This is a genomic window from Bradyrhizobium sp. 63_E2_N1_3 (assembly GCF_052076005.1).
Classification (GTDB): domain Bacteria; phylum Pseudomonadota; class Alphaproteobacteria; order Rhizobiales; family Xanthobacteraceae; genus Bradyrhizobium; species Bradyrhizobium barranii.
Genome location: NZ_CP197235.1, coordinates 154,464 through 173,852 on the forward strand (window position 1 = coordinate 154,464; position 19,389 = coordinate 173,852).

A 19,389-nucleotide genomic window follows, 5' to 3' on the forward strand; every position below is an offset into this window, starting at 1 on the left:
GCATAACCGAGCATAAGGTTTGAACGGCTTCTTTGTTCCACAGAACGTCTTGCAAAGGATCGCGTTTGTTAGAGCAGGGCGTTAGGGTTCACCATGGCAATTGACATCAAGGCGGACGTGGATGCCGTCCAGCAGATTGGGGCAGTTCCCAAAGTTCTGGATTTGGCCGCACGCATAACGGGCATGGGCTTCGTCGCCATAGCGCGCGTAACTTCAGATCAATGGATTTGCTGCGCCGTTCGGGACAGCATCGCCTTTGGCCTTGAGCCGGGCGGAGAACTGCGTGTCGAGACGACCATCTGCAACGAGATCCGGCAGCACGGCAACACGGTCGTCATCAACGATGTGCAGACGGACAGCGACTTCTGCAATCATCCGACACCGGCCATGTATGGATTTCGCAGCTACATCTCAGCTCCCATCGTCCTGATCGACGGAGCCGTCTGGGGAACATTGTGCGCCATCGACCCCACGCCTCGACAACTTCGTACGCCTGAAATCCTCGACACGTTTCAGCTGTTGGCCGAACTGATCGCTGCACAGCTCGAACTCAATCAACGTCTGGAGCGGAGTCAGGCCGATCTCATCGACGAGCGAAAAACGGCAGAGCTTCGCGAGCAGTTCATCGGCGTATTGGGGCACGATCTTCGTAATCCCCTCGCAGCCGTCGATGCAGGCATGCGCGTGCTGCTGAAGAACCTCGACACCGGGCGGGCGCCCGAAATCGCGCTCGGCGTTCAAAAAGCCGTCTATCGCATGGCCGGCATCGTCGAAAACGTCATGGACTTCGCGCGAGGCCGACTTGGCGGAGGCCTTACGATCAAGCGAGATGCGACGCTGCCTTTGGCGCCGGTGCTGGAGCAAATCATCGCGGAGTTCAGGACGGCTTGGCCGACCGTGACGATCAGTTCATCGGTCCAAATCGAAGAGCCCATCAGCTGCGATCGGAGCAAGATGGGCCAACTTTTCTCGAACCTGCTCGGGAATGCAATTACGTACGGTGACCAGAGTAGGCCGATCCACGTCGTAGCCAGAACCTTGGACGGAACGTTCGATCTGACGGTGTCCAACGAAGGCCCGCCAATCTCCGAAAAGGCGCTGGCAAACCTCTTCAAGCCATACACGCGAGGCGACCGGCCCAGTCAGCAGGGTCTGGGACTTGGTCTTTACATCGCTTCGCAAATCGCCCAGGCCCATGGCGGCAAATTGAGTGCGATATCGACCGGACGCGAAACGACCTTCTCTTTCGAGATGCCGATCTAAGCGGGCCGGGAGCAAGATCGTCTGGAGCCAGGTTATTGCTTTACGCTGGCCGGGAAAATGAGCGACTGATCATCGATCTCCTGATCCGGGAGCTGATGGACGCCCGCCATGGCGTGCAGCTCGACCAAGGGCGGCATGGCCGCTGCGGATAGCTCTATCGAGCGAGGTTGCGTCCTGAAGATCAGGGCAGAAGCGGCGATCAGAGCTGCAACGACGAAACAAGCGATCAGCGACCGGCGCATATGGCGTCTCCCACGTCTATGTGGAGAACAGAAAGCTTAACAAACAATAATGACCGCTAAACGCGGGCGCTCGACTCAGCGAACGCCGTTGTGGCGGACTCCTGCACGAAATGATCAAGGATGCCGGCGGCACCAAGTGCGACGACGGCGGCGAACAGACAGGCAATTATGAAAACGCGCATTCTGTTGATCCCTACCCCTGCAACCTAGCACGCTTCCAAACGGATTTGTGCAGCGGCCGTACAAAACGCTGTGTTCAACCTGGAAGTGCGAAGGCCTCCGCCTCGATATCGATGAACGTCCGTCCGAGCGCGCCGACCGCCGCATAGAAGTCCGCCGAACTGGCCCGCTCGAGATCAACGAAAAAGCGCCTCATCCAGCGTGAAACATGCTGATCAAAGAAAATGCGCTCGGCATCCGCTGGCGCTGGAATGCTCCCGCCGGCGAAGCCTGCCATGATCTCACAGAGAAATCCCGCGTGATCTTCGGGCTCCGTACGTTCCGGAGCCGCTTCGAGGCCGAGACCCTCGAGAGTTTCCCGCAACCGCGCGAGTGGACGGCCATACAGGGTATCGGACAGGTAGTGTGACGCATAAGGCAGCAGCGCCCCCTTGCCCAACCCTGCAAAGAGGGCGAAGAACTCGCTCGATGCGGCCTGCTCATTGGTCCGGCGCGCTGCATCCGCCAGCGCCATGTGCGCCTTGCCCATCGCACTCGCATCGCTGTGCAATGCAGAGATCCGGCGCAGCAGCTGCGCGTCCGGGCTGCGCGTCAGCAACGTCGCCAACAGGGCATATTCCTGCGCCCGGGCGAGGTCGAATTCATCGACGATACGCACTGAAGCGATTGTTGAAGTTGGATCCATCATTGTTCGATCGCGCAAGACATATGATCCTGCCGGTTGCTAGCGGGGCAATGCGCTGCCATGACGTCGTGCTCGCTGGGAGGGCGGCTCTCCGGCAGCAGGACTGACGGACTGCATGCTCTCATTCCGGTCCTGGTCCGGTCGTGCCGTGGCATCATCGGGCAGCGATTGAGCTGCCACTATCGTCGGTTCGAGAATGGGCTGTTCGGCATCGGGCCGCCCTTGCGGAATGAGCTCGGTTGGCGGCGGCACGTCCGCAAGCGCGTCACCCACCTGCTCCAGCCCCTTCGACATCTGCGCAACGAGATCGGCGACGTTGTCCGCCGGATCGAGCGGGCCAAATCCTGGAATTGCGTTGGGATCGTTGAAATCCCACTGGTTCTCCGCAATCCCGATGAAGTCGCGGATCGCAGGGTCGGCCGCCCAGGCACGGCGCAATGCCAGGCGCGTCAGTTCGGCCGGAACGCCCGTCTGCAGGAACGCCGCAATGTCGGTGTGAGCGGTGATCGATTCGATCGACGGCAAACTGGCGAGATCGAAAGGCCGGTCTGTCTCGTCATTCGCTACGGACGGCTCGGCAGCCTGCTCTTTGTCGGCCGGGGCAAGTTCAGCGTTTTGGCTTTTCGAGGCTTGCTTGAGCCGCGCCCAGCGAACGAAGACGTTAGTCTCTGACATCGATCTCTCTCATGCCGCTGCTAACGATTGCGCTGCCGTTTGACGAATGGTCGTTCGACATGATGCTCGGCGATGAACCGGCCGACGATCTCGGAGATGCCTGGTGGCATCGGCACGGCTTCGACCAGATTGCTGCCTGCATCGGTAAACGCCTCGCCCTCCGCCGGATCGGCCGTGACCGCGAGCAGCTCGTAGGGCGGCTCGGAGCCGGTCGGACGCAAATTGACCCACAGCGTGGGCGAGCCTGACGTGAGATTTTCGCGATAGTTGGTGGTTTCGGTCCGGTGCAGCTCGATCACGGCATCACCGGCGTAGAACAACGTGACCTCGCCTTCGCCACCAATCGGAGTCCACGGCTTCGCAGTCGGCTCTCCCGCGAATACCGAGACGGGCCGCCACAGAAAATCGGCCCACGCACTCTTCGCCTTGCGCCGCTCGATTGCGACACCGACAGCAATGCGTGCAAGACTTGTCGATATCAATGTGCCCTCTCGAGATCGAGATGTGGTTCCCGCTTCCGAAGCCAATCCTGCGAAGCTGCGCTCGCGCCCGGCGAGAGCGATAATCGTGCGCTCATGATACGGGCGTCGTCTTTTCCGATACGCGGAGTATATACTTCGGGGGTGAACGGGCCAGTAGGTGGCCGCTCTATTTTGGGAGCCGCGAGATATTGTGACCGTCATATCTGATACCGGCAGGCGCCACCTGATCTGCTCGTGCGAAGGGACGATGCCGCTCGATGCAGACGCAATTCGCCGCGGCTGCCGCGGTGAAGTGACGGCAGCGACGCAGCTCTGCGGCGCCGAACTCGGCCGATTCAAGGCTGTCGCCGCCGAAGATGGTCCGCTCACGGTGGCCTGCACGCAGCAGGCGGCGTTGTTTTCGCAGGTTGCTTCCGAAAATAATCGTGCGAATTCGATACAGTTTGCCAACATCCGCGAGACCGCCGGATGGTCCGGCGATGCCGACCGCGCGGGACCGAAGATGGCCGCGCTGCTGGCCGCCGCGGCCGAAGTCGCCGCACCCGCGCCGATGGTCCAGTTGGAAAGCAGCGGGGTCATCCTGATCTACGGCCGCGACGAGGCCGCGATCGAGGCTGGCGACTTGCTGAAGGAACATCTCGACGTCACCGTGCTGATTGCGCCACCAGCCGCGATCGCACCGCCACGTAGCGCCGACTATCCGATTGCCAAAGGCCGGATAACGAGTGTCAAAGGACATCTGGGCGCGTTCGATGTGGTGGTCGACGATTTCGCCGAAGCCGCACCGTCCTCACGTCGCGCCCTGACGTTCGGCTCGTCACGCAACAACGCCCGTTCGAGCTGCGACATCGTCCTCGACTTGACCGGCGGGCCTGCGCTGGTTCCTGCCGACTTGCGCGACGGCTATCTGCGCGCGGATCCCGGCAGTCCCGCAGCAATCCTCCAGGCCGTGCTGAAAGCGCGCGACCTCGTCGGGACCTTCGAGAAGCCGCGCTACATCACCTTCGACGCCGGGCTTTGCGCACATTCGCGCTCGAAGCGGACCGGCTGCACCCGCTGTCTCGATTCCTGTCCGGCCGGCGCGATCACACCTGCCGGCAACCATGTGGCGATCGACGCCAACATCTGCGCGGGCTGCGGCCAATGCGCGACGGCCTGTCCCACCGGCGCCGCGTCCTATGCGCTGCCGGCGGAAGACGCGCTGGTCAGAAAGCTGCGTGCCATGCTGCTCGCATACCGTCAGGCGGGCGGCGAGCGGGCCGTTGTCCTCGTCCATGACGAAAGCAACGGCGCGCCGCTGATCGACGCGCTGTCGCGGTTCGGCGACGGCTTGCCCGCGAACGTGCTGCCGTTCGCGGTCAACGAGGTCACGCAAATCGGGTTGGAGAGCATCATCGCGGCTTTTGCCTATGGCGTGTCGGCGGTGCATTTCCTGCTACGGGCCAAGCCGCGCCACGACGTCTCCGGATTGACGCGGACGATCGCGCTCGCCGATCCGATCCTTGCCGGACTCGGCTTCGGCCCGGCCCGGCTTTCCGTCATCGCGACCGACGATCCGGACGGTCTGATCGAAGCGCTCCGTACCGCGCCGGCCGACGCCCCCACTCCGCGCCCTGCGAGCTTCCGCGCCGTGGGCGGCAAGCGCGACGTGCTGCGTTTTGCGCTGGCCGAACTGCACCGCGCGGCGCCTGCACCCGTCGATGTCGTTCCGTTGCCCGAAGGCGCGCCGTTCGGGGCCGTCGAGATCGATGCTGCCGGCTGCACGCTTTGCCTGTCCTGCGTGTCGGTCTGTCCGACGAGTGCCCTGCGCGACGACCCCGAGCGCCCGGCATTGCGTTTTGTCGAAGACTCCTGCGTCCAGTGCGGCCTGTGCCGGACGACGTGCCCGGAAAACGTCATCACCCTGGTTCCGCAGATCGACTTCCGCGCCAGCCGCGCGCCAACCCGGGTTCTCAAGGAAGAGGAGCCGTTTTGCTGTATCCGCTGCGGCAAGCCGTTCGGCGTCAAGAGCAGCATCGAGCGTGTGGTCGCGAAGCTCGAAGGCCAGCACTGGATGTATTCGGGCTCGGCGCAGCGGCTCGACGCCGTCAAGATGTGCGGCGACTGCCGCGTCGGCTTCGTCGCCGAACAAGGTTTTGAATCTTATGGCGCGCAGAGCCCGACCGTCCGCACCACCGACGATTACCTGCGTGACCGGGACGGGAAGCGAGACCCGGACGGCCGCTCCAACTGAATTGCCCGGTTCAGGTTGGTCCGAGCGCCATCGCGCTATTCAGCCGGCGTGGCCGAGGGTTGCCGGCCTTCCGCTTCGAGCTTTTCGGCGAGCCAGCGGTCGTGATGCTCTCTCGCCCAATTGATATCGACCTCGCCGGTACCCATGGCTTCGAATGCGCCTTCCATGCCGAGCGTGCCGATATAGATGTGTCCCAGGATCAGCGCGATGAAAAGGATCGCGATGACGGCGTGGGCGACCTGGGCGATCTGCATGTCGGCAATGTTAGTGCCGTAGAAGGGAAACAGCAGCACGAATCCCGATGCGGAGACCAGGAGGCCGGCCGCGACCGACAGCCAATAGACCATTTTCTCACCGAGATTGAAGCGGCCTGCAGGCGCATGCTTCGACTTGATGAAGCCGCCACCCTGCTTGACCCAGTCAATATCGACTCGCTTGAACAGATTGTCCCTGAAGAAAAGCACCGTGATCAGAACGAGGCCCGCCACGAAGGCGAAGCTCGTGAAATTGTGCACGTACTTGGCGACCTGGGAGATGTCGGAGAACAGATCCGGGCCGACCAGCGGCCGCAGCAGGACCTTGCCGAAGGTGATGTTCAGGCCGGTCAATCCGAGCAGCACGAACGAAACCGCTGTCAGCCAATGCGCGAACCGCTCGAAAGCCTTGAAGCGGACAATCTTCTGGCCGGAGCGCCCCGCTTCGATGCGAAGCCGGCCCATGATCAGATAGGCAAGCGCGAGCACGGCAAGCATGCCGACGATCACCACCGCCCCACCCCAGTGCAGCAGGACCTCGTGGAAATAATCCCAGGTCCGTCCCGCCGGCTGCATCAGCACGCTGGCTTTGACATCTGGAATGTCGATCCGGCCCTGGATGCGCGGCGCCTGCTCGAGAAGCGTCTTCTGATTGGCCACACTGGCGGTCGGATTGGGCGCCCCGTCGGGACCGAGCTTCTGGGCGAGCACCGGGGCTGTCGTGAGACCGAACAGCATCAACAACAGCGCTACGAAGCGAATGCGTGCGAAAGCCGTCATGACGGATACCCAATCTTCGTCCCTAATCGTCGCGGTAAACGCAGGTCCCCTTACGACTTGACGTCCTCGTGATAGGCGGTTGTCCAGCCCCAGGCTCCGGAACCATAGCCGCGCTTCTCGACGCGCTCCTCGTAGATCTGGGCGATGATGTCGCCATCGCCTGCGAGCAGTGATTTGGTCGAGCACATCTCGGCGCACAACGGCAGCTTGCCTTCGCCGAACCGGTTCGAGCCGTATTTCGCATATTCTTCAGCGCTGCCCGGTGCCTCCGGACCGCCGCCGCCCGCGCAATAGGTGCACTTGTCCATCTTGCCGCGCGAGCCGAAATTCCCGACCTGGGGATATTGCGGCGCTCCGAACGGGCAGGCGTAGAAGCAATAGCCGCAGCCGATGCACAGATCCTTGTCGTGCAGGACGATACCGTCTTCGGTCGGATAGATGCACTTGACCGGACACACCGACGCGCAAGGCGCATCGGTACAGTGCATGCAGGCCATCGACACCGACCGCTCGCCGGGCTTGCCGTCATTGATCGTGACGACGCGCCGCCGATTGATGCCCCAAGGCACTTCGTTCTCGTTCTTGCAGGCGGTCACACAGGCATTGCAGTCGATGCAACGGTCCGCATCGCACAGGAATTTCATGCGTGCCATTGGTCTAACCTCTCATGCGGCCCTGATCTGACACAGCGTGGCTTTCGGCTCCTGCATGCCGGTGGCAGGATCATAGCCATAGGTCGTCAGCGTGTTGTTGCTCTCGCCGAGCACGATGGGATCGGCCCCCGTTGGATATTTCGCCCGAAGGTCGGTTCCCTCGTACCAGCCGGCGAAATGGAACGGCATCCAGGCAACGCCCTTGCCGACGCGTTCAGTCACCTGCGCCTTCATCCGGGCCCGCGAGCTGTTCTCTGCACCGGTCACCCAAACCCAGCCGCCATCGACGATGCCGCGCTCGGCTGCGTCCGCCGGGTTGATCTCGACGTACATGTGCTGCTTCAGTTCGGCGAGCCATCTGTTGGACCGCGTTTCCTCGCCACCGCCTTCGTATTCAACCAGACGGCCCGAGCTCAGGATCAGCGGGAACTGCTTCGAGATCGCGCGATCGACGGCCGCCTTCTGCACGGAGAAGCCGATATTGGGCACGCGGAATTGCTTCGCGTCCGGCAAGGTCGGATAGTCGGCGACGAGGTCGGGACGCGGCGTGTAGATCGGCTCGCGATGCACCGGAACCGGATCGGGAAGATTCCACGCAATCATGCGTGCCTTGGCGTTTCCGTAAGGCGAACACCCGTGTTCGATCGCGACCCGCTGGATGCCGCCGGAAAGATCGGTCGACCATGACACCTTGTCGGGATCGGCCGGATTGATGCGCTCGATCACCTCGCGTTCTTGCGTCGTGAGGTCCTTGTCCCAGCCGAGTTTCTTCAGCACGCCAAGGGTGAACTCGGGATAACCGTCCTTGATCTCCGAACCAACGGAGTACGAGCCTTCGGCAAGAAGATTATCGTGATCTTCCCGCTCCACCTCCTGCCCGTTCTCCATCACCTTGCGCTTCACGACGCGCTCGACTCCGAACCGCGCGCGGAAGGTACCGCCGCCCTCCTTCACCGGAAGGTTGGTATTGTAGAGGATCGGCGTGCCCGGATGCCTGTACTCGGGCGTGCCCCAGCACGGCCATGGCAGGCCGTAATAATCTCCACCAACCTCCGGATCATCCTTCGGCGCCCGCAGCGTCACCAGGTCGAACTTATGCTGGTTTCTCATGTGGGCCTTGAGCCGCTCCGGCGACTGGCCGCAATAGCCCGTCGACCAGCCGCCGCGGTTGATCTCGCGCAGGATGTCCTCCGCCGAGACCGCGCCGTTCTCGACCTTGATGTTCTTGAACATCAGGTCGGCAAATCCGAATTTGCGGGCGAACAGGTACATGGTGTCGTAGTCGTTCTTCGATTCGAAGACCGGATCGACGATCTTTTCGCCCCATTGCAGGGAGCGGTTGGAGTTGGTGCGCGAACCTTCCATCTCGAAGCTCGTGCAGGCCGGCAGGAGGTAAGTGCCGTTCTTGCGCTCCGACAGCACCGACCATGCGGTCGGATAGGGATCGCAGACCACCAGCAACTCCAGCTTCTCGATGCCCTTCACCGCTTCCGGCATCCGCGTGATGGTGTTGACGCCATGGCCCATGATGAACATGGCCTGCACCGGATTGGGCTGGCTGATCTGATTCTTCGGGAGCAGGGTTGCGTCGAACCAGCGCGTGCTGGGAATGCCAGGCGTTTCCATCAGCTTCTTGTCGGGGAAGCGCGACTTCATCCAGTCGTAGTCGACCTCCCATACCCGGCACCAATGCCGCCAGGCCTCCTCGGCAAGACCGTAGTACAGCGGCAGCGAGGTGACATCGAGACCGAGATCGGTTGCACCCTGCACGTTGGTGTGGCCGCGGAAAATGTTGGCGCCTGCGCCGGGCAGCCCCATGTTGCCGGTGGCGAGCAGCAACAGGCAGCTGGCGCGGACATTGGCGGTGCCGGTGGTGAACTGGGTCTGCCCCATCGCCCAGATCAGGGTGGACGGCTTCTGTTTGGCGAACAGTTCGGCGACGTGCTTGACCTGCGCCTCCGGCAGGCCGGTCACGCGCTCGACCTCCTTGGGCGGCCACTTCGCAACCTGCTTCCGGACCTCATCCAGGCCATAGACGCGCTGAGCGAGGAATTCCTTGTCCTCCCAGCCATTCTCGAAAATGTGCCACAGCATGCCGTAGATCGTGGCGATATGCGTGCCGGGGCGAACCCGGACATATTCGGTCGCGTGCGCAGCGGTCCGCGTCATCCGGGGATCGACCACGATCATGTTGGCGCGGTTGAGCTCCTTGCCTTCAAGAATGTGCTGCAGCGAAACCGGATGGGCCTCGGCCGGATTGCCACCCATCAGCAGGATGGTCTTGGCGTTGCGGATGTCGTTGTAGCTGTTGGTCATCGCGCCGTAGCCCCAGGTATTGGCTACACCGGTGACCGTCGTGGAGTGGCAGATCCGCGCCTGATGATCGGAATTATTGGTGCCCCAAAACGCCGCAAGCTTGCGATTGAGATAAGCGGCCTCGTTGGTGAACTTGGCGGAGCCAAGCCAATAGACCGAGTCGGGCCCCGCCTTCTGGCGGATATCCAGCAGCTTGTCGCCGATCTCGTCGATCGCCGTCTCCCAGGAGATGCGCGTCCACTGTCCGTTGACGAGCTTTACGGGGTAACGCAGGCGTCGTTCGTTCAACACGTCGTCGCGAACTGCCGCACCCTTGCAGCAATGCGAGCCGCGATTAATCGGACTGTCGTAGTCGGGCTCCTGCCCGATCCATACGCCGTTGGCGACCTTGGCGATCACCGAGCAACCGACCGAGCAGTGCGTGCAGACGTTCTTGCGGGTCGTGACCGTTGCGCCGACGGGTGGCGGCGGACCGGCTTCGGCCTTGCGCACGCTGTGCAGCGCGATCTCACCCACCGCGGCCAACGCGCCAGCCGTGACTCCCGAGCGCTTCAGGAACGTCCGCCGGTCCAGTTTCGCCGATGCTTCGTCGGCCGCCGCATCGAAAAGCCTGGCACGCTCCGGACGACGTTCGGACTTCCTGATCAGCACGGAAGTCTCCTATCGAGCGGGATAGCTGTTGACGCGGTAGAAATTCCTGACTTCCCGGGAGTCAGGTCGATAGCGAGCCTTCCGCTTCTGATCGAGATCAACGGGCTTTGCGGAAGCCGCTGCCGGCAACAATTGGCCGGCACCCAACGCACCGGCACCGACAATCGTCAGCCGAAGCAAGTCACGTCGAAGAAGCTTTGGCGCTTGATCATTCTTCAACGAAGCACACTCCCTGTCGGGGTCAGGCCTTCCCGAAGGCTATCCGAGTTTTGCGCCGGACATCAATCACAGACCTGCGTTGCATAATCTGCAGGAGCAGCCGTGCACGCAGCTTTGCTGCTCGTGTTACCGCAACAAGCGGTCAATCGCCGTCAACATCATTGTTATCAGCCGTTCGGCTCCGCAGATTGTCGTGCGAATTGGAAACGCCGAAACATCGAGCAGATGATTGCCGGACGGGTGACGTCACACGCGTCGCGAGTGACGGACTCGCGATCGATACGAATGATACGTCGACATCGTGAGCGATCGCGGAAATCCGCGTCGGGTCGGCGGGGCCGCGCCCCTTCGTTGCGCGTTTGAGATCACGCAACACAAGGATGCGATTTATCTATCTGGAAATGCTGGGTATCCAGAAAAAGCTGGCGCCCCGGAAAGGACTCGAACCTTCACGGCCGCGAAGGCACCTGAAGCCAGAGCGTCTACCAATTCCACCCACCTGCGCGCCGTTTGGGGCACGGAGGCGGTTACCATGGTTCGGTGACGCGCTTGGCGCAGGACGATGCGCCTCTCTGGCAGCGTCAGAAGTCAACCGTCATTGATAACCACAACGTACGCGGCATGCCGCTGATCACATAACCGGTCGGATTGCCGATCCAATAGCGTTTGTCGAAGAGGTTGGTGAGAGAAGCACGGAACGTGGTGGGTCGTCCCGCCAGTTGGGTTGCGTAACGTGCACCAATGTCGAACGTCATCCAGGCCGGAACACTTTGGATGTTGTCAGCACTGACATAGGCCTGGCTGGTGTAGATGGTACGCGCCGTCGTAGTCAGCCCGGGCAGGAACGGAGTGTCCCACTCGACACCGAGATTGCTCTGCCATTCCGGAGCGCCGATGGCACGGTTGCCATCATGGAGGTGCCCTTCAGTCTTTGTCAGCCGCGCGTCGAGGTAAGTCACCCCTCCCAGGACGCGGATCCCGGGCCCGACTTCACCGAACGTATTGAACTCGATGCCCCGGTTCCTTTGCTCACCATCGAGACTGAAGATCCTGGTAACCGGATCGGTCGCGCCGCTCGGCAGGCTGATCTGGAATGCCGCGAGGCTCGCGCCGAAGCCTCCGAGATCAAGCTTGGTTCCGACTTCATACTGCTTTGTCTTGAAGGGCGCGAACACCGCATTGGTGTTGGCGGCGCCGGACGGCGGCGTTGGTCCAGGCGTGAGGCCTTCGATGTAGTTGGCGTAGAAGGACAGCTCCTTGATCGGCCGAACCACCAGCGCCACGGAAGGCGACGTGGCGCTCTGATCGTAGTGGGTCGCTTCCAGGCCGCTCACGGGGGCATAGCTGTTCGCGATAACCTGCTGCTGTCGCGCTCCGACGATCACCTGAAGCATCCCGTTCATCATCGAGAGCGTATCGGCGACGCCGACACTTCTCAGACCAAGGAAGGCCGACTTCCCCTCAGGGAATGAAGACAGCGGGGTGCCCGGACTCGCCAGCAGGTTCGGCGTGTAGATGTTGGTAAGATAGTTTCCGTAATTGGTCTGACCGAGCCAGTCAGTGCGGTTCAAGGCACTGCCGCTGACAACGACCTCATGACCGACCGGACCTGTGTCGAAACGCGCCCGCACGCCGGCTTCGCCCGATACGCCGTCGTTTTTGCCGGTCTGGAAGCGAGAGGTCGAGAGGGCATCGCCTGCCGTGTTTAGAATGGTGGCGCCGGGGGCTTCCTGCTTGTCGAAGGTGAATTGGTTGGCGCCGATTGCGCCGAACACGGTGACATTATTCGACACATCATATTCGGCGCGCGTAAGCCCGGTGAGGCTCTTCGCGCGGGCATAGTCGAACGGCTGGGCGAGGTTGATGCGGGGGTCCGGAGCGTTCGGCACCGCGATGCCAGTGACGGGCGTGTAGCCGCGAGCTGCCGCTTTCATCCAGTCGTCCTGATAGATGACATCGGCGGACCACCTGAAGCGCTCGCCCCGATAGTCAACGCCAAGCGAACCGACTCCGTCGCGTACCGACTGACGGTCGATCGTCGTATTGCCGCCATCGATCCCGCCGTTGAAACGAACGCCCCATTCCCGCTGCTCGCCGTAACGGCGCGCCACGTCGATCTCCGTGCCAAACCGCGCATTCGAGATGTAGCCGGCAGTCAGACGCGTCAGGTCCTCGTTTGCCCGTTTGGTCACGACATTGACGCTGCCGCCGATGCTGCCGGACGGAGCCATGCCATTGAGGAACGCCCCGGGTCCCTTGAGCAGCTCGATGCGCTCGATCGGCGCAGGGTTGATCCGGTAAGCCGGCACGAGGCCGTACAGCCCATTCAGCGCGATCTCGCTGTTCTCGACCCGGAAGCCGCGAATGGTCAGCGCGTCATAGCGATTGCTGCTACCGATCGCCGCCCGTACCGACGAATCGGAATTGGTCAGGACCTCGGCGACACTGGTCGCCTGCTGATCGCGGATGGTCTTTTCAGTGTAGCTCGTGAGGCTATATGGCGTTTCCATATAATCCCTGTTGCCGAGGAGGCCGACCTGTCCGCCCCTTGCGACTTGCCCTCCAACATACGGCACCGGCAACGCTGCCTGTTTTGCTCCAAGCGTGGCAGGCGCGCTCATCACTGGCGCGTTCTCACGTCGCTCTGCCCGCCGCGTCGTCGCAGCGCGCGATGTATTGGATGACCGCTGTCGCCGCGCGGGAGAGGCTCGCTGCTCAGGCGCGACGACGGTCACGGGAGGGAGTGACTGTCCGGACGTCGCCGATTGTTGGCGGCCCGATTGCTGTGCGACGGATGAGGTCGTGGTCAAAAACACTGACACGCACGCAAGCCCGAATGCGCGCGAGAAGGTCACGTCGTTAAGCATGCAGTCCCCGGAGTCTTTTCTTCTTGATGCCCCGTCCCAGACACGAATCGCTTGGGACGAGAGCGACTAAGCATTCGGGAAAATCCATGCCAACTAGAAGGCGTCTAAGCTTCCAGGTGATCCTGGCGCGCCGCTCTACGTTTCGATTTCACATCGCATCGATTGTTGGTAAGCGCGAAAGCCTTTTGCTGCCGCCCGAACGCACGATTCGAAAAAATTCGTAAGACCGCAACGCGCCGGATGTGATCGCGACGAGCCATGAGGCAGACCGCGCGAAACCACCGCGGTCAATTGTCACAGACGCGCAATTGCTGGGGACTCAAGACCCGACATGACATCGCTACTGGTAAATGCGTCGCGTACCGCCGCGCGGAAGCGACCCAACATGCGATCGCTGCGGACGTGGGCCGGCATCCACCGCTGGACGAGCATCATCTCGACGCTGTTCCTGCTGATCCTCTCCCTGACGGGCTTGCCGCTGATATTCCAAAAGGAGATCGACGAGGCGTTTGGTTCATCGGGAATGTTGGCCGAAGTCCCGGAAAGCAAGGGCGCGCCAACGCTTGATTCCATCGTCTCGGCAGCGCTGGCGCGACACCCCGGCGATACGATGATCTCACTCGAATTTGCAAAGCGGTGGCCGATCGTGGAGACGCGCTCGGCGCCAACCCCGGATGCCGGACCCACTCGGATACACCGCGAGGCGATCGACCTTCGCACCGGTCAGCTCACAACGATGCCGCAACGGCGTAGTCCCGTGATGCAATTCCTGCACACGCTGCACGCGGATTTGTATCTGGGGCTGCCCGGCGGCTTGTTCCTTGCCGGCACGGCACTCGTCGTCATCGCCTCTGTCGTCTCGGGCTTGATACTCTATCCGCCATTCGTCCGCCGATTTGGATTTGGCACGGTTCGCACGAACAAGAGCCGAAAACTATTGTGGCTCGACCTGCACAATCTGACGGGCATCATTACGATGGCATGGCTGCTCCTCGTTGCCACGACCGGAGCAATCAACACCCTGCATGGCCCCGTTTCCACTTCGGTAAGGACAGCCATGTCCGACGAGATTCGGCGGCGGGTCGTCATGACACAGGCAGGGCGTATGGAAGAAGTCGATCGGCCTGGGTCAATCGAAGCTGCGATCGCTGCTGCCCGCGGCAAGGTGCCAGCAGCGCGAGTGATGTCGTTGTTGTTCCCGAACGCTGAGATCAGTCCGTCCAACCACTACGTGGTTCTGATGAAGGACGGACAAATGATGACACAGGAGCTCTTCTACGCGGTGCTCATCGACGCCCATACCGGTGGCGTGTCTGATGTATTCGAGCCGACGGGTGTCACGAAGGCGCTGCTGATCGCCGAGCCGTTGCATTTTCCGACGACGTTTCCCGGCCTGGCGCCCAAGCTCGTCTGGGCGTTTTTCGACATCGTGACGATCATGGTGCTGGTGAGCGGTTTGTATTTGTGGGCCAGCAAACCGGGCGGTCGCATCCAGCGCAAACGCTCTGCGAAATAGGAAGCGCCGGTGCCGACACGGCGAGCGCATTCTTGCAAGCCAAGGAGCCAAACCACCCGTGGCCAAGGGAGCCGTCCAAGCACGCAGATGGGGCTCAACTAACTGGAATTGCTCATTTTCCAGAATTGTATGGTGCCCAGGAAAGGAATGGGCAGCGTCGCCTCGAGACTGTTGATTTTGCTGGCGTTTTTCGACCGCCGACATCGGCTTGTGTACCAGTCTTGTGTACAGTCTTCAATGGCCCTTCGTGCACCCCCCGTAGGCGGGTGGAACGTGAGCGCAACCTTGTCAGGTGGCTCAACAGACCTTCGCTGCAGCTTCTTCCCACTCCTCCGCTGTCGCCAGCAGAAGCCCATACTCGCTTGCTCAGGAAACCCGGTGCTGCCGCACTTCTCCGGGCTGTATGTCCAACGCCGCGACATCGTCAGCCCCCAACTGTCGCTCAACCAAGCTCGCAGTCCACCCCTCAGGAATAGCGTCGAGCACACGGTCTACAGCTTCTTCTCGGCCTGTCGCCGCAAGCCAGAGCTGTCCCTCGCCGCTATCGGATGTTACTCGAACTAAGAAGACCTGTTTCATGATCCTACAAGCACGGGAAAGGGCTTCGGTTTCATAGCCAAGGCCGGTATTAGATTGCCATCCTCTCGTTGACTGTTCAGGTCTTCCCTGCAGGGGACATCACATGACAACAACTGTCCGCGACTACGTTGACTTCTGGACCGAGAACAACATCCACGCTGTAGAGGAGCACAGAGCGCCCGGCGGTTCCCAGAACGTGAGCGTGCTGGTCAATCGCCTTGTCGAAGGTGCGCTAGGTCAAGGGATCACCCGGCAAGCATTGGAGAGTGAGATCGGCGATCTAGCCTGCTACATCCAGAACAGACTTGCGGATGTCAATCAGGCTGAGCACGAACGCCGCAAGTGAGCTTCAGCCCGTCTCGCGACGCAGCGTGAGGCTTCGGTGGGCCCAACGTCTGGCCTGCGGAACGGTGCCGGAACCATTCACAACAGCAACACTCCAATTGACCGGAGGGCGGGAAGCCTCCGCAGTTTGGCATCGTGAAGAATGCCGACATCGCGGTACGCGACGATTGCCGGGTTCGAGTTCCAGTCATTAGGTTGCGCTCCTGGAAGAAGGCATGGTCGCTGCAACGCCATTAGGTTGCGGGTTAGCAATCAAGGCCCTTCCACAACAACCCACCCCGCGCACCCTCAGGCGTCTGTGGCTGATGCTCTCAGCCGTTCAGGACGGACACCTTTGGGGCGCATCCAGCATCCCTGAACATGCGAACCAACAGCACAGAACACACCACTTCAACTAACTCGACCGAAGCCGGAACAACCGCTCCATGGACCATCAGCAAGAGCACCTCTGCCCCACTGAAGTACGACTTCGAGGACACCGCAGAAGGCCCCCAACAAAGCCCCGTCACCTCGGTCCCAATTGCCGACATCGCGACGCGAGCTGATTGGCAGGTGCGCGATCAGATCAACCAAGCCCTCGTGAGGGAGTACATCACTCACTACGTGCACGGGGCGAATATGCCTCCGGTTCGGCTGGCGGACGTAGGTGGAGCGCTCGTCCTCATGGACGGGTGGCACCGGCTCCTAGCCCAGAAGCAGCTCGGCCGCGATGCCATCGAGGCAACCGTCGAAGAGCTGAGCGAGGATGAGGCGCAATGGCAGGCGGCAGTGGCGAACAACTGCAACGGCGAACGGCTGGCCCGCCAAAGCGAGAAGCGCAGGGTGTTTGAGCTGTACATCCGACAAGGGCGCAATCGCGTGGGACGGCTTGGCCTCAAGTCGTATCGGGAGATCGCCAAGGACCTCGGGGGCCTTGCGTCGAAGTCGTCCATTGAGAACTGGATGAAGAAGGTGTTCCCGAAGATCGCTGCCAAGATGCGATCAGGGCGCGACGATAATGCCGGAGCGTCTGACCCCAGAAGGCCGCTCAACACCGCTGAAGTGCGCGTCCGCGACGCCCTTACGTTGGCCGTTGCGGAAGCGAGAGGGGTCGCCTGTTTAGGGAAGCGAAGGGCGCTCCTTCATGAGTTTGCCAAGGCGATCCTTGAGCCCATCAAACCGCAGGCGAAACAACCCATTGAGATCAATGATGATTTTTAGCTGCTGTCCAAATTGGACACCCCATCAGCCAGAAGAGGGGCTACTCCCTTGAATGCCAACGGCAATTCGACCGCTATCCCAGCAACGATGCTGCCCGGTACGGTGACCAAAGGCGAGCTGGACGGCCAGCCGGTCGTTCTCGTCGGGACGGTCCCCACCGGCTACACCGTCATTCTCTGCCCTAACGGCTGGGCCACTCTGCAACGGTGGAAACTGACAACTCTCCGGGTCGCTCGGGGTGGCCTCTACGCGGCCGGTAAGGGTCGTGCAGGAGGCTTCGCGGCGGCGCGTTTCCTGCTCGGCATCTCGGGCAACTACGCGGTTCGCCATCGCAACGGCAACCCGTTCGACATCAGGCTTCGGAACATCGTCGCGGTCTCACGCGGCCTGATCCGGCAAGCAGCCATCGAGACAGCGCGAGGGCCAGGCTACACAAACCCAGACGTTCGTTGGGGCGACGGTCGCTGCCATTCTGGGAAGCCTCTGACGATACCCAGCGCTCGGCAGCGCCTCGCGGACGCCCTTATGCCAACTGACCCCGGATAATTCGGCAGAAAACTGTGAGGCCCCCACTCGACCCCGTCGTGTGGTGGGCTTCCCCCCGGGGGCGGTCCGCCCTATTACACCCTCGGGCCACTCACTGCCCACGGACGCCGTCGTCGTCTTCTGGAATGCCACGTTCGAGGAACGTCTTGATGTTTCGGGGCGTGACGATCCGCATGGGATGCTCCGTGTCGATGTCGAGCTTCGACCTGTCGGCAACCGCGAACGCAAGCACGGCAAAGGACTGTCGGAACGAAGCGAGGAACATCGCCATGCTATCGTCGTCTGTCATGCGCCACTGATACAGGAATTGATCTGCTACGTTGATTTTGCCTTGGCGTAGCGTTTGCGGCGGAAGCAGGATGTCGAACACGGTTTCTGGAAACGTCCCGTTCAACCGTTCGACATTCGAGAACCACCGGGCGGTCACAGCCCCAGCCCCCGGAACCACCTTGCGCGTGGCTTCGTAGTAGAGCGCAAAGCCCAGTTTGGTTGCGAATGTCTGCATGTGCGCGGACACCAGTGGCCCGTTGGCTCTCAGGAAGCTCCCTGAGACAGGCTGGGGCAGATCGGCCTGCGTTAGGGCCGCTTCGGCGTCGCTTATGTGCATCTCCTGCAGAAGACCGGGGACGTTGTTTTCAGTTTCGCGCAATAGTTTCTTCAACTCGTCTCGCTCTTGGTCCGTCTCCGCGTCCGGTGCGAGGCGGCTGAGCAAGCCAGCTACAAGGTCAGCCTTGCTGGTTCCTTCGTTACAACTTTGGCAGCTCGCGAACTCCAATCCTTTAGGGCGTTGGCGACCCCGAAAGATGACGCGCGGCGGTACATGGTCAATCGAGGTCGCGGGCACTTCACCCGCGCAGTAGATACAGTTTGGACATTCTGCAAAGACGGCGTCGTGGGCCCTTCGCTTCGCTCTGCTTTCACTCATTCTTGTGCTTCAACTTCTGAGCCCGGCGCCATGCCATTGCGCGGTCCATGTGATCTTCGATCCATTGTGCCAGCTTCTCGATGTGATCGGCGGCGGCAAAGAGTTTTGCGCGGGTAACGTCAAGTTCCGGGGCAAAGAGCGAACTAGCATCACCGCCACACTCTTTCCACGTGGCGATCTCTTCCTCGCTCGCAAACCACGGCTCGGGATACCGAATTAGCGTCTTAGGGTCGTGCACAACGCGATGGGAGGTCAGCTCCTGAGCGTGCTGACTGTTGTTGCGAGCAAGCACAACCTGTTCGATGACGCCGAAGTCAACGGCGCAATCGGACCAGTCAGTGGCGAGGATTACTCCCAGAGCATCGCGATACAGCGCGACCCAGCCGGTTTGTTTGGCAGATGCCAGCGCCTCCTTGCTCACCGCGAAACCGATCACGCGCGACTGTAACGTGTGGAAGTAGAGCTTGAGAGCCTCTGAGAGCATCGAAACGCTCGTCTGACCGACCACATGAAGCGCGGTTCTTGCGGCCATCCACTGCTCCAGAAACGGAGGCTCTGGGTCTTCCGAGTATGGAGGGTCGTCGAATGGCGGTTTCCCTTCCTCAATACTGGCCTGAAGACGCTGGAACGCGGCTTGCCCTTCATCGAAGAAGAACCGCATGAACTCGATCCGCTTCGTCAAGAAGTAGGCCGCGTCCATGAGTATCCCCGGTTGTCTAAGCTGTTGCTGCTTACCAGTGGCGGAGGCCGCCGTCTCGTCCGTTGGGGTATGCCCGTG

The 19,389-nt window shown here is 61.4% G+C and carries 17 protein-coding genes; 6 read left to right on the forward strand and 11 right to left on the reverse strand.

Annotated features, from left to right (window positions below; genetic code table 11):
- Positions 1 to 93 precede the first annotated feature (93 nt).
- Entirely contained in the window at positions 94 to 1,263 is a 1,170-nt protein-coding gene (locus tag AB7531_RS00680; RefSeq protein WP_063980194.1) for a GAF domain-containing sensor histidine kinase, read from the forward strand.
- A 32-nt stretch (positions 1,264 to 1,295) separates the two neighbouring features.
- On the opposite strand, the gene AB7531_RS00685 is transcribed toward AB7531_RS00680, so the two are convergent.
- The 5 genes from AB7531_RS00685 to AB7531_RS00705 all read right to left on the reverse strand — a co-directional run bounded on the left by AB7531_RS00685 (position 1,296) and on the right by AB7531_RS00705 (position 3,527).
- The gene (locus AB7531_RS00685) at positions 1,296 to 1,505 is read right to left on the reverse strand and encodes a hypothetical protein (RefSeq protein WP_063980195.1); all 210 of its coding nucleotides are present in this window, start codon (positions 1,503 to 1,505) and stop codon (positions 1,296 to 1,298) included.
- A 56-nt stretch (positions 1,506 to 1,561) separates the two neighbouring features.
- Positions 1,562 to 1,687, reverse strand: coding sequence for a hypothetical protein (locus AB7531_RS00690; RefSeq protein WP_256376444.1), 126 nt, complete (start codon positions 1,685 to 1,687; stop codon positions 1,562 to 1,564).
- 74 nt (positions 1,688 to 1,761) lie between these two features.
- Positions 1,762 to 2,373, reverse strand: a complete 612-nt coding sequence (locus AB7531_RS00695; RefSeq protein WP_245328513.1) for a TorD/DmsD family molecular chaperone — start codon at positions 2,371 to 2,373, stop codon at positions 1,762 to 1,764.
- Positions 2,374 to 2,409: 36 nt separating this feature from the next.
- Positions 2,410 to 3,045 carry a DUF3306 domain-containing protein gene (locus AB7531_RS00700; protein WP_063980197.1) on the reverse strand — a complete coding sequence of 212 codons (636 nt, stop codon included), beginning with the start codon at positions 3,043 to 3,045 and terminating at the stop codon, positions 2,410 to 2,412.
- 20 nt (positions 3,046 to 3,065) lie between these two features.
- The gene (locus AB7531_RS00705; RefSeq protein ID WP_063980198.1) at positions 3,066 to 3,527 is read right to left on the reverse strand and encodes a DUF3305 domain-containing protein; all 462 of its coding nucleotides are present in this window, start codon (positions 3,525 to 3,527) and stop codon (positions 3,066 to 3,068) included.
- A 247-nt stretch (positions 3,528 to 3,774) separates the two neighbouring features.
- Here AB7531_RS00705 and AB7531_RS00710 point away from each other — a divergent pair, with 247 nt between their 5' ends.
- On the forward strand, positions 3,775 to 5,760 hold the full coding sequence (locus tag AB7531_RS00710) for a 4Fe-4S dicluster domain-containing protein (RefSeq protein WP_063980199.1): 1,986 nt from the start codon (positions 3,775 to 3,777) through the stop codon (positions 5,758 to 5,760).
- Positions 5,761 to 5,795: 35 nt separating this feature from the next.
- On the opposite strand, the gene AB7531_RS00715 is transcribed toward AB7531_RS00710, so the two are convergent.
- From AB7531_RS00715 to AB7531_RS00730, 4 genes are all read right to left on the reverse strand, one after another.
- Positions 5,796 to 6,794: a formate dehydrogenase subunit gamma gene (locus tag AB7531_RS00715; RefSeq protein ID WP_063980200.1), complete on the reverse strand. Its 999-nt coding sequence runs from the start codon at positions 6,792 to 6,794 to the stop codon at positions 5,796 to 5,798.
- Between the two features lie 50 nt (positions 6,795 to 6,844).
- Complete coding sequence (gene fdh3B, locus AB7531_RS00720) at positions 6,845 to 7,447, reverse strand: formate dehydrogenase FDH3 subunit beta (RefSeq protein ID WP_063980201.1); 603 nt, start codon at positions 7,445 to 7,447, stop codon at positions 6,845 to 6,847.
- A gap of 12 nt (positions 7,448 to 7,459) precedes the next feature.
- Complete coding sequence (locus AB7531_RS00725) at positions 7,460 to 10,414, reverse strand: formate dehydrogenase subunit alpha (RefSeq protein WP_063980202.1); 2,955 nt, start codon at positions 10,412 to 10,414, stop codon at positions 7,460 to 7,462.
- 800 nt (positions 10,415 to 11,214) lie between these two features.
- The gene (locus AB7531_RS00730) at positions 11,215 to 13,254 is read right to left on the reverse strand and encodes a TonB-dependent receptor (RefSeq protein ID WP_199877119.1); all 2,040 of its coding nucleotides are present in this window, start codon (positions 13,252 to 13,254) and stop codon (positions 11,215 to 11,217) included.
- A gap of 631 nt (positions 13,255 to 13,885) precedes the next feature.
- Between AB7531_RS00730 and AB7531_RS00735 the strand changes: the two genes are divergently transcribed.
- The 4 genes from AB7531_RS00735 to AB7531_RS00750 all read left to right on the forward strand — a co-directional run bounded on the left by AB7531_RS00735 (position 13,886) and on the right by AB7531_RS00750 (position 17,686).
- The gene (locus AB7531_RS00735; protein ID WP_187387848.1) at positions 13,886 to 15,016 is read left to right on the forward strand and encodes a PepSY-associated TM helix domain-containing protein; all 1,131 of its coding nucleotides are present in this window, start codon (positions 13,886 to 13,888) and stop codon (positions 15,014 to 15,016) included.
- Positions 15,017 to 15,698: 682 nt separating this feature from the next.
- Positions 15,699 to 15,941: a hypothetical protein gene (locus AB7531_RS00740; protein WP_441279821.1), complete on the forward strand. Its 243-nt coding sequence runs from the start codon at positions 15,699 to 15,701 to the stop codon at positions 15,939 to 15,941.
- Between the two features lie 359 nt (positions 15,942 to 16,300).
- Positions 16,301 to 17,140, forward strand: a complete 840-nt coding sequence (locus tag AB7531_RS00745) for a hypothetical protein (protein WP_441279822.1) — start codon at positions 16,301 to 16,303, stop codon at positions 17,138 to 17,140.
- 48 nt (positions 17,141 to 17,188) lie between these two features.
- Positions 17,189 to 17,686, forward strand: a complete 498-nt coding sequence (locus tag AB7531_RS00750) for an HNH endonuclease (protein ID WP_441279823.1) — start codon at positions 17,189 to 17,191, stop codon at positions 17,684 to 17,686.
- Positions 17,687 to 17,777: 91 nt separating this feature from the next.
- Here AB7531_RS00750 and AB7531_RS00755 read toward each other — a convergent pair whose 3' ends face one another.
- Together AB7531_RS00755 and AB7531_RS00760 are read right to left on the reverse strand one after the other, a co-directional pair.
- Positions 17,778 to 18,347, reverse strand: a complete 570-nt coding sequence (locus AB7531_RS00755) for a hypothetical protein (RefSeq protein ID WP_441279824.1) — start codon at positions 18,345 to 18,347, stop codon at positions 17,778 to 17,780.
- Between the two features lie 256 nt (positions 18,348 to 18,603).
- Positions 18,604 to 19,311: a hypothetical protein gene (locus AB7531_RS00760; RefSeq protein ID WP_441279825.1), complete on the reverse strand. Its 708-nt coding sequence runs from the start codon at positions 19,309 to 19,311 to the stop codon at positions 18,604 to 18,606.
- Positions 19,312 to 19,389: the final 78 nt, after the last annotated feature.

Coding starts and splice junctions, on each gene's coding strand:
- AB7531_RS00710 (WP_063980199.1), top strand. CDS start 3,775: ATGCCGCTCGATGCAGACGCAATTCGCCGCGGCTGCCGCGGTGAAGTG.
- AB7531_RS00715 (WP_063980200.1), bottom strand. CDS start 6,794: ATGACGGCTTTCGCACGCATTCGCTTCGTAGCGCTGTTGTTGATGCTG.
- fdh3B (WP_063980201.1), bottom strand. CDS start 7,447: ATGGCACGCATGAAATTCCTGTGCGATGCGGACCGTTGCATCGACTGC.
- AB7531_RS00745 (WP_441279822.1), top strand. CDS start 16,301: ATGCGAACCAACAGCACAGAACACACCACTTCAACTAACTCGACCGAA.
- AB7531_RS00760 (WP_441279825.1), bottom strand. CDS start 19,311: ATGGACGCGGCCTACTTCTTGACGAAGCGGATCGAGTTCATGCGGTTC.
- AB7531_RS00740 (WP_441279821.1), top strand. CDS start 15,699: ATGACAACAACTGTCCGCGACTACGTTGACTTCTGGACCGAGAACAAC.
- AB7531_RS00700 (WP_063980197.1), bottom strand. CDS start 3,045: ATGTCAGAGACTAACGTCTTCGTTCGCTGGGCGCGGCTCAAGCAAGCC.
- AB7531_RS00730 (WP_199877119.1), bottom strand. CDS start 13,254: ATGAGCGCGCCTGCCACGCTTGGAGCAAAACAGGCAGCGTTGCCGGTG.
- AB7531_RS00695 (WP_245328513.1), bottom strand. CDS start 2,373: ATGATGGATCCAACTTCAACAATCGCTTCAGTGCGTATCGTCGATGAA.
- AB7531_RS00680 (WP_063980194.1), top strand. CDS start 94: ATGGCAATTGACATCAAGGCGGACGTGGATGCCGTCCAGCAGATTGGG.
- AB7531_RS00685 (WP_063980195.1), bottom strand. CDS start 1,505: ATGCGCCGGTCGCTGATCGCTTGTTTCGTCGTTGCAGCTCTGATCGCC.
- AB7531_RS00690 (WP_256376444.1), bottom strand. CDS start 1,687: ATGCGCGTTTTCATAATTGCCTGTCTGTTCGCCGCCGTCGTCGCACTT.
- AB7531_RS00735 (WP_187387848.1), top strand. CDS start 13,886: ATGCGATCGCTGCGGACGTGGGCCGGCATCCACCGCTGGACGAGCATC.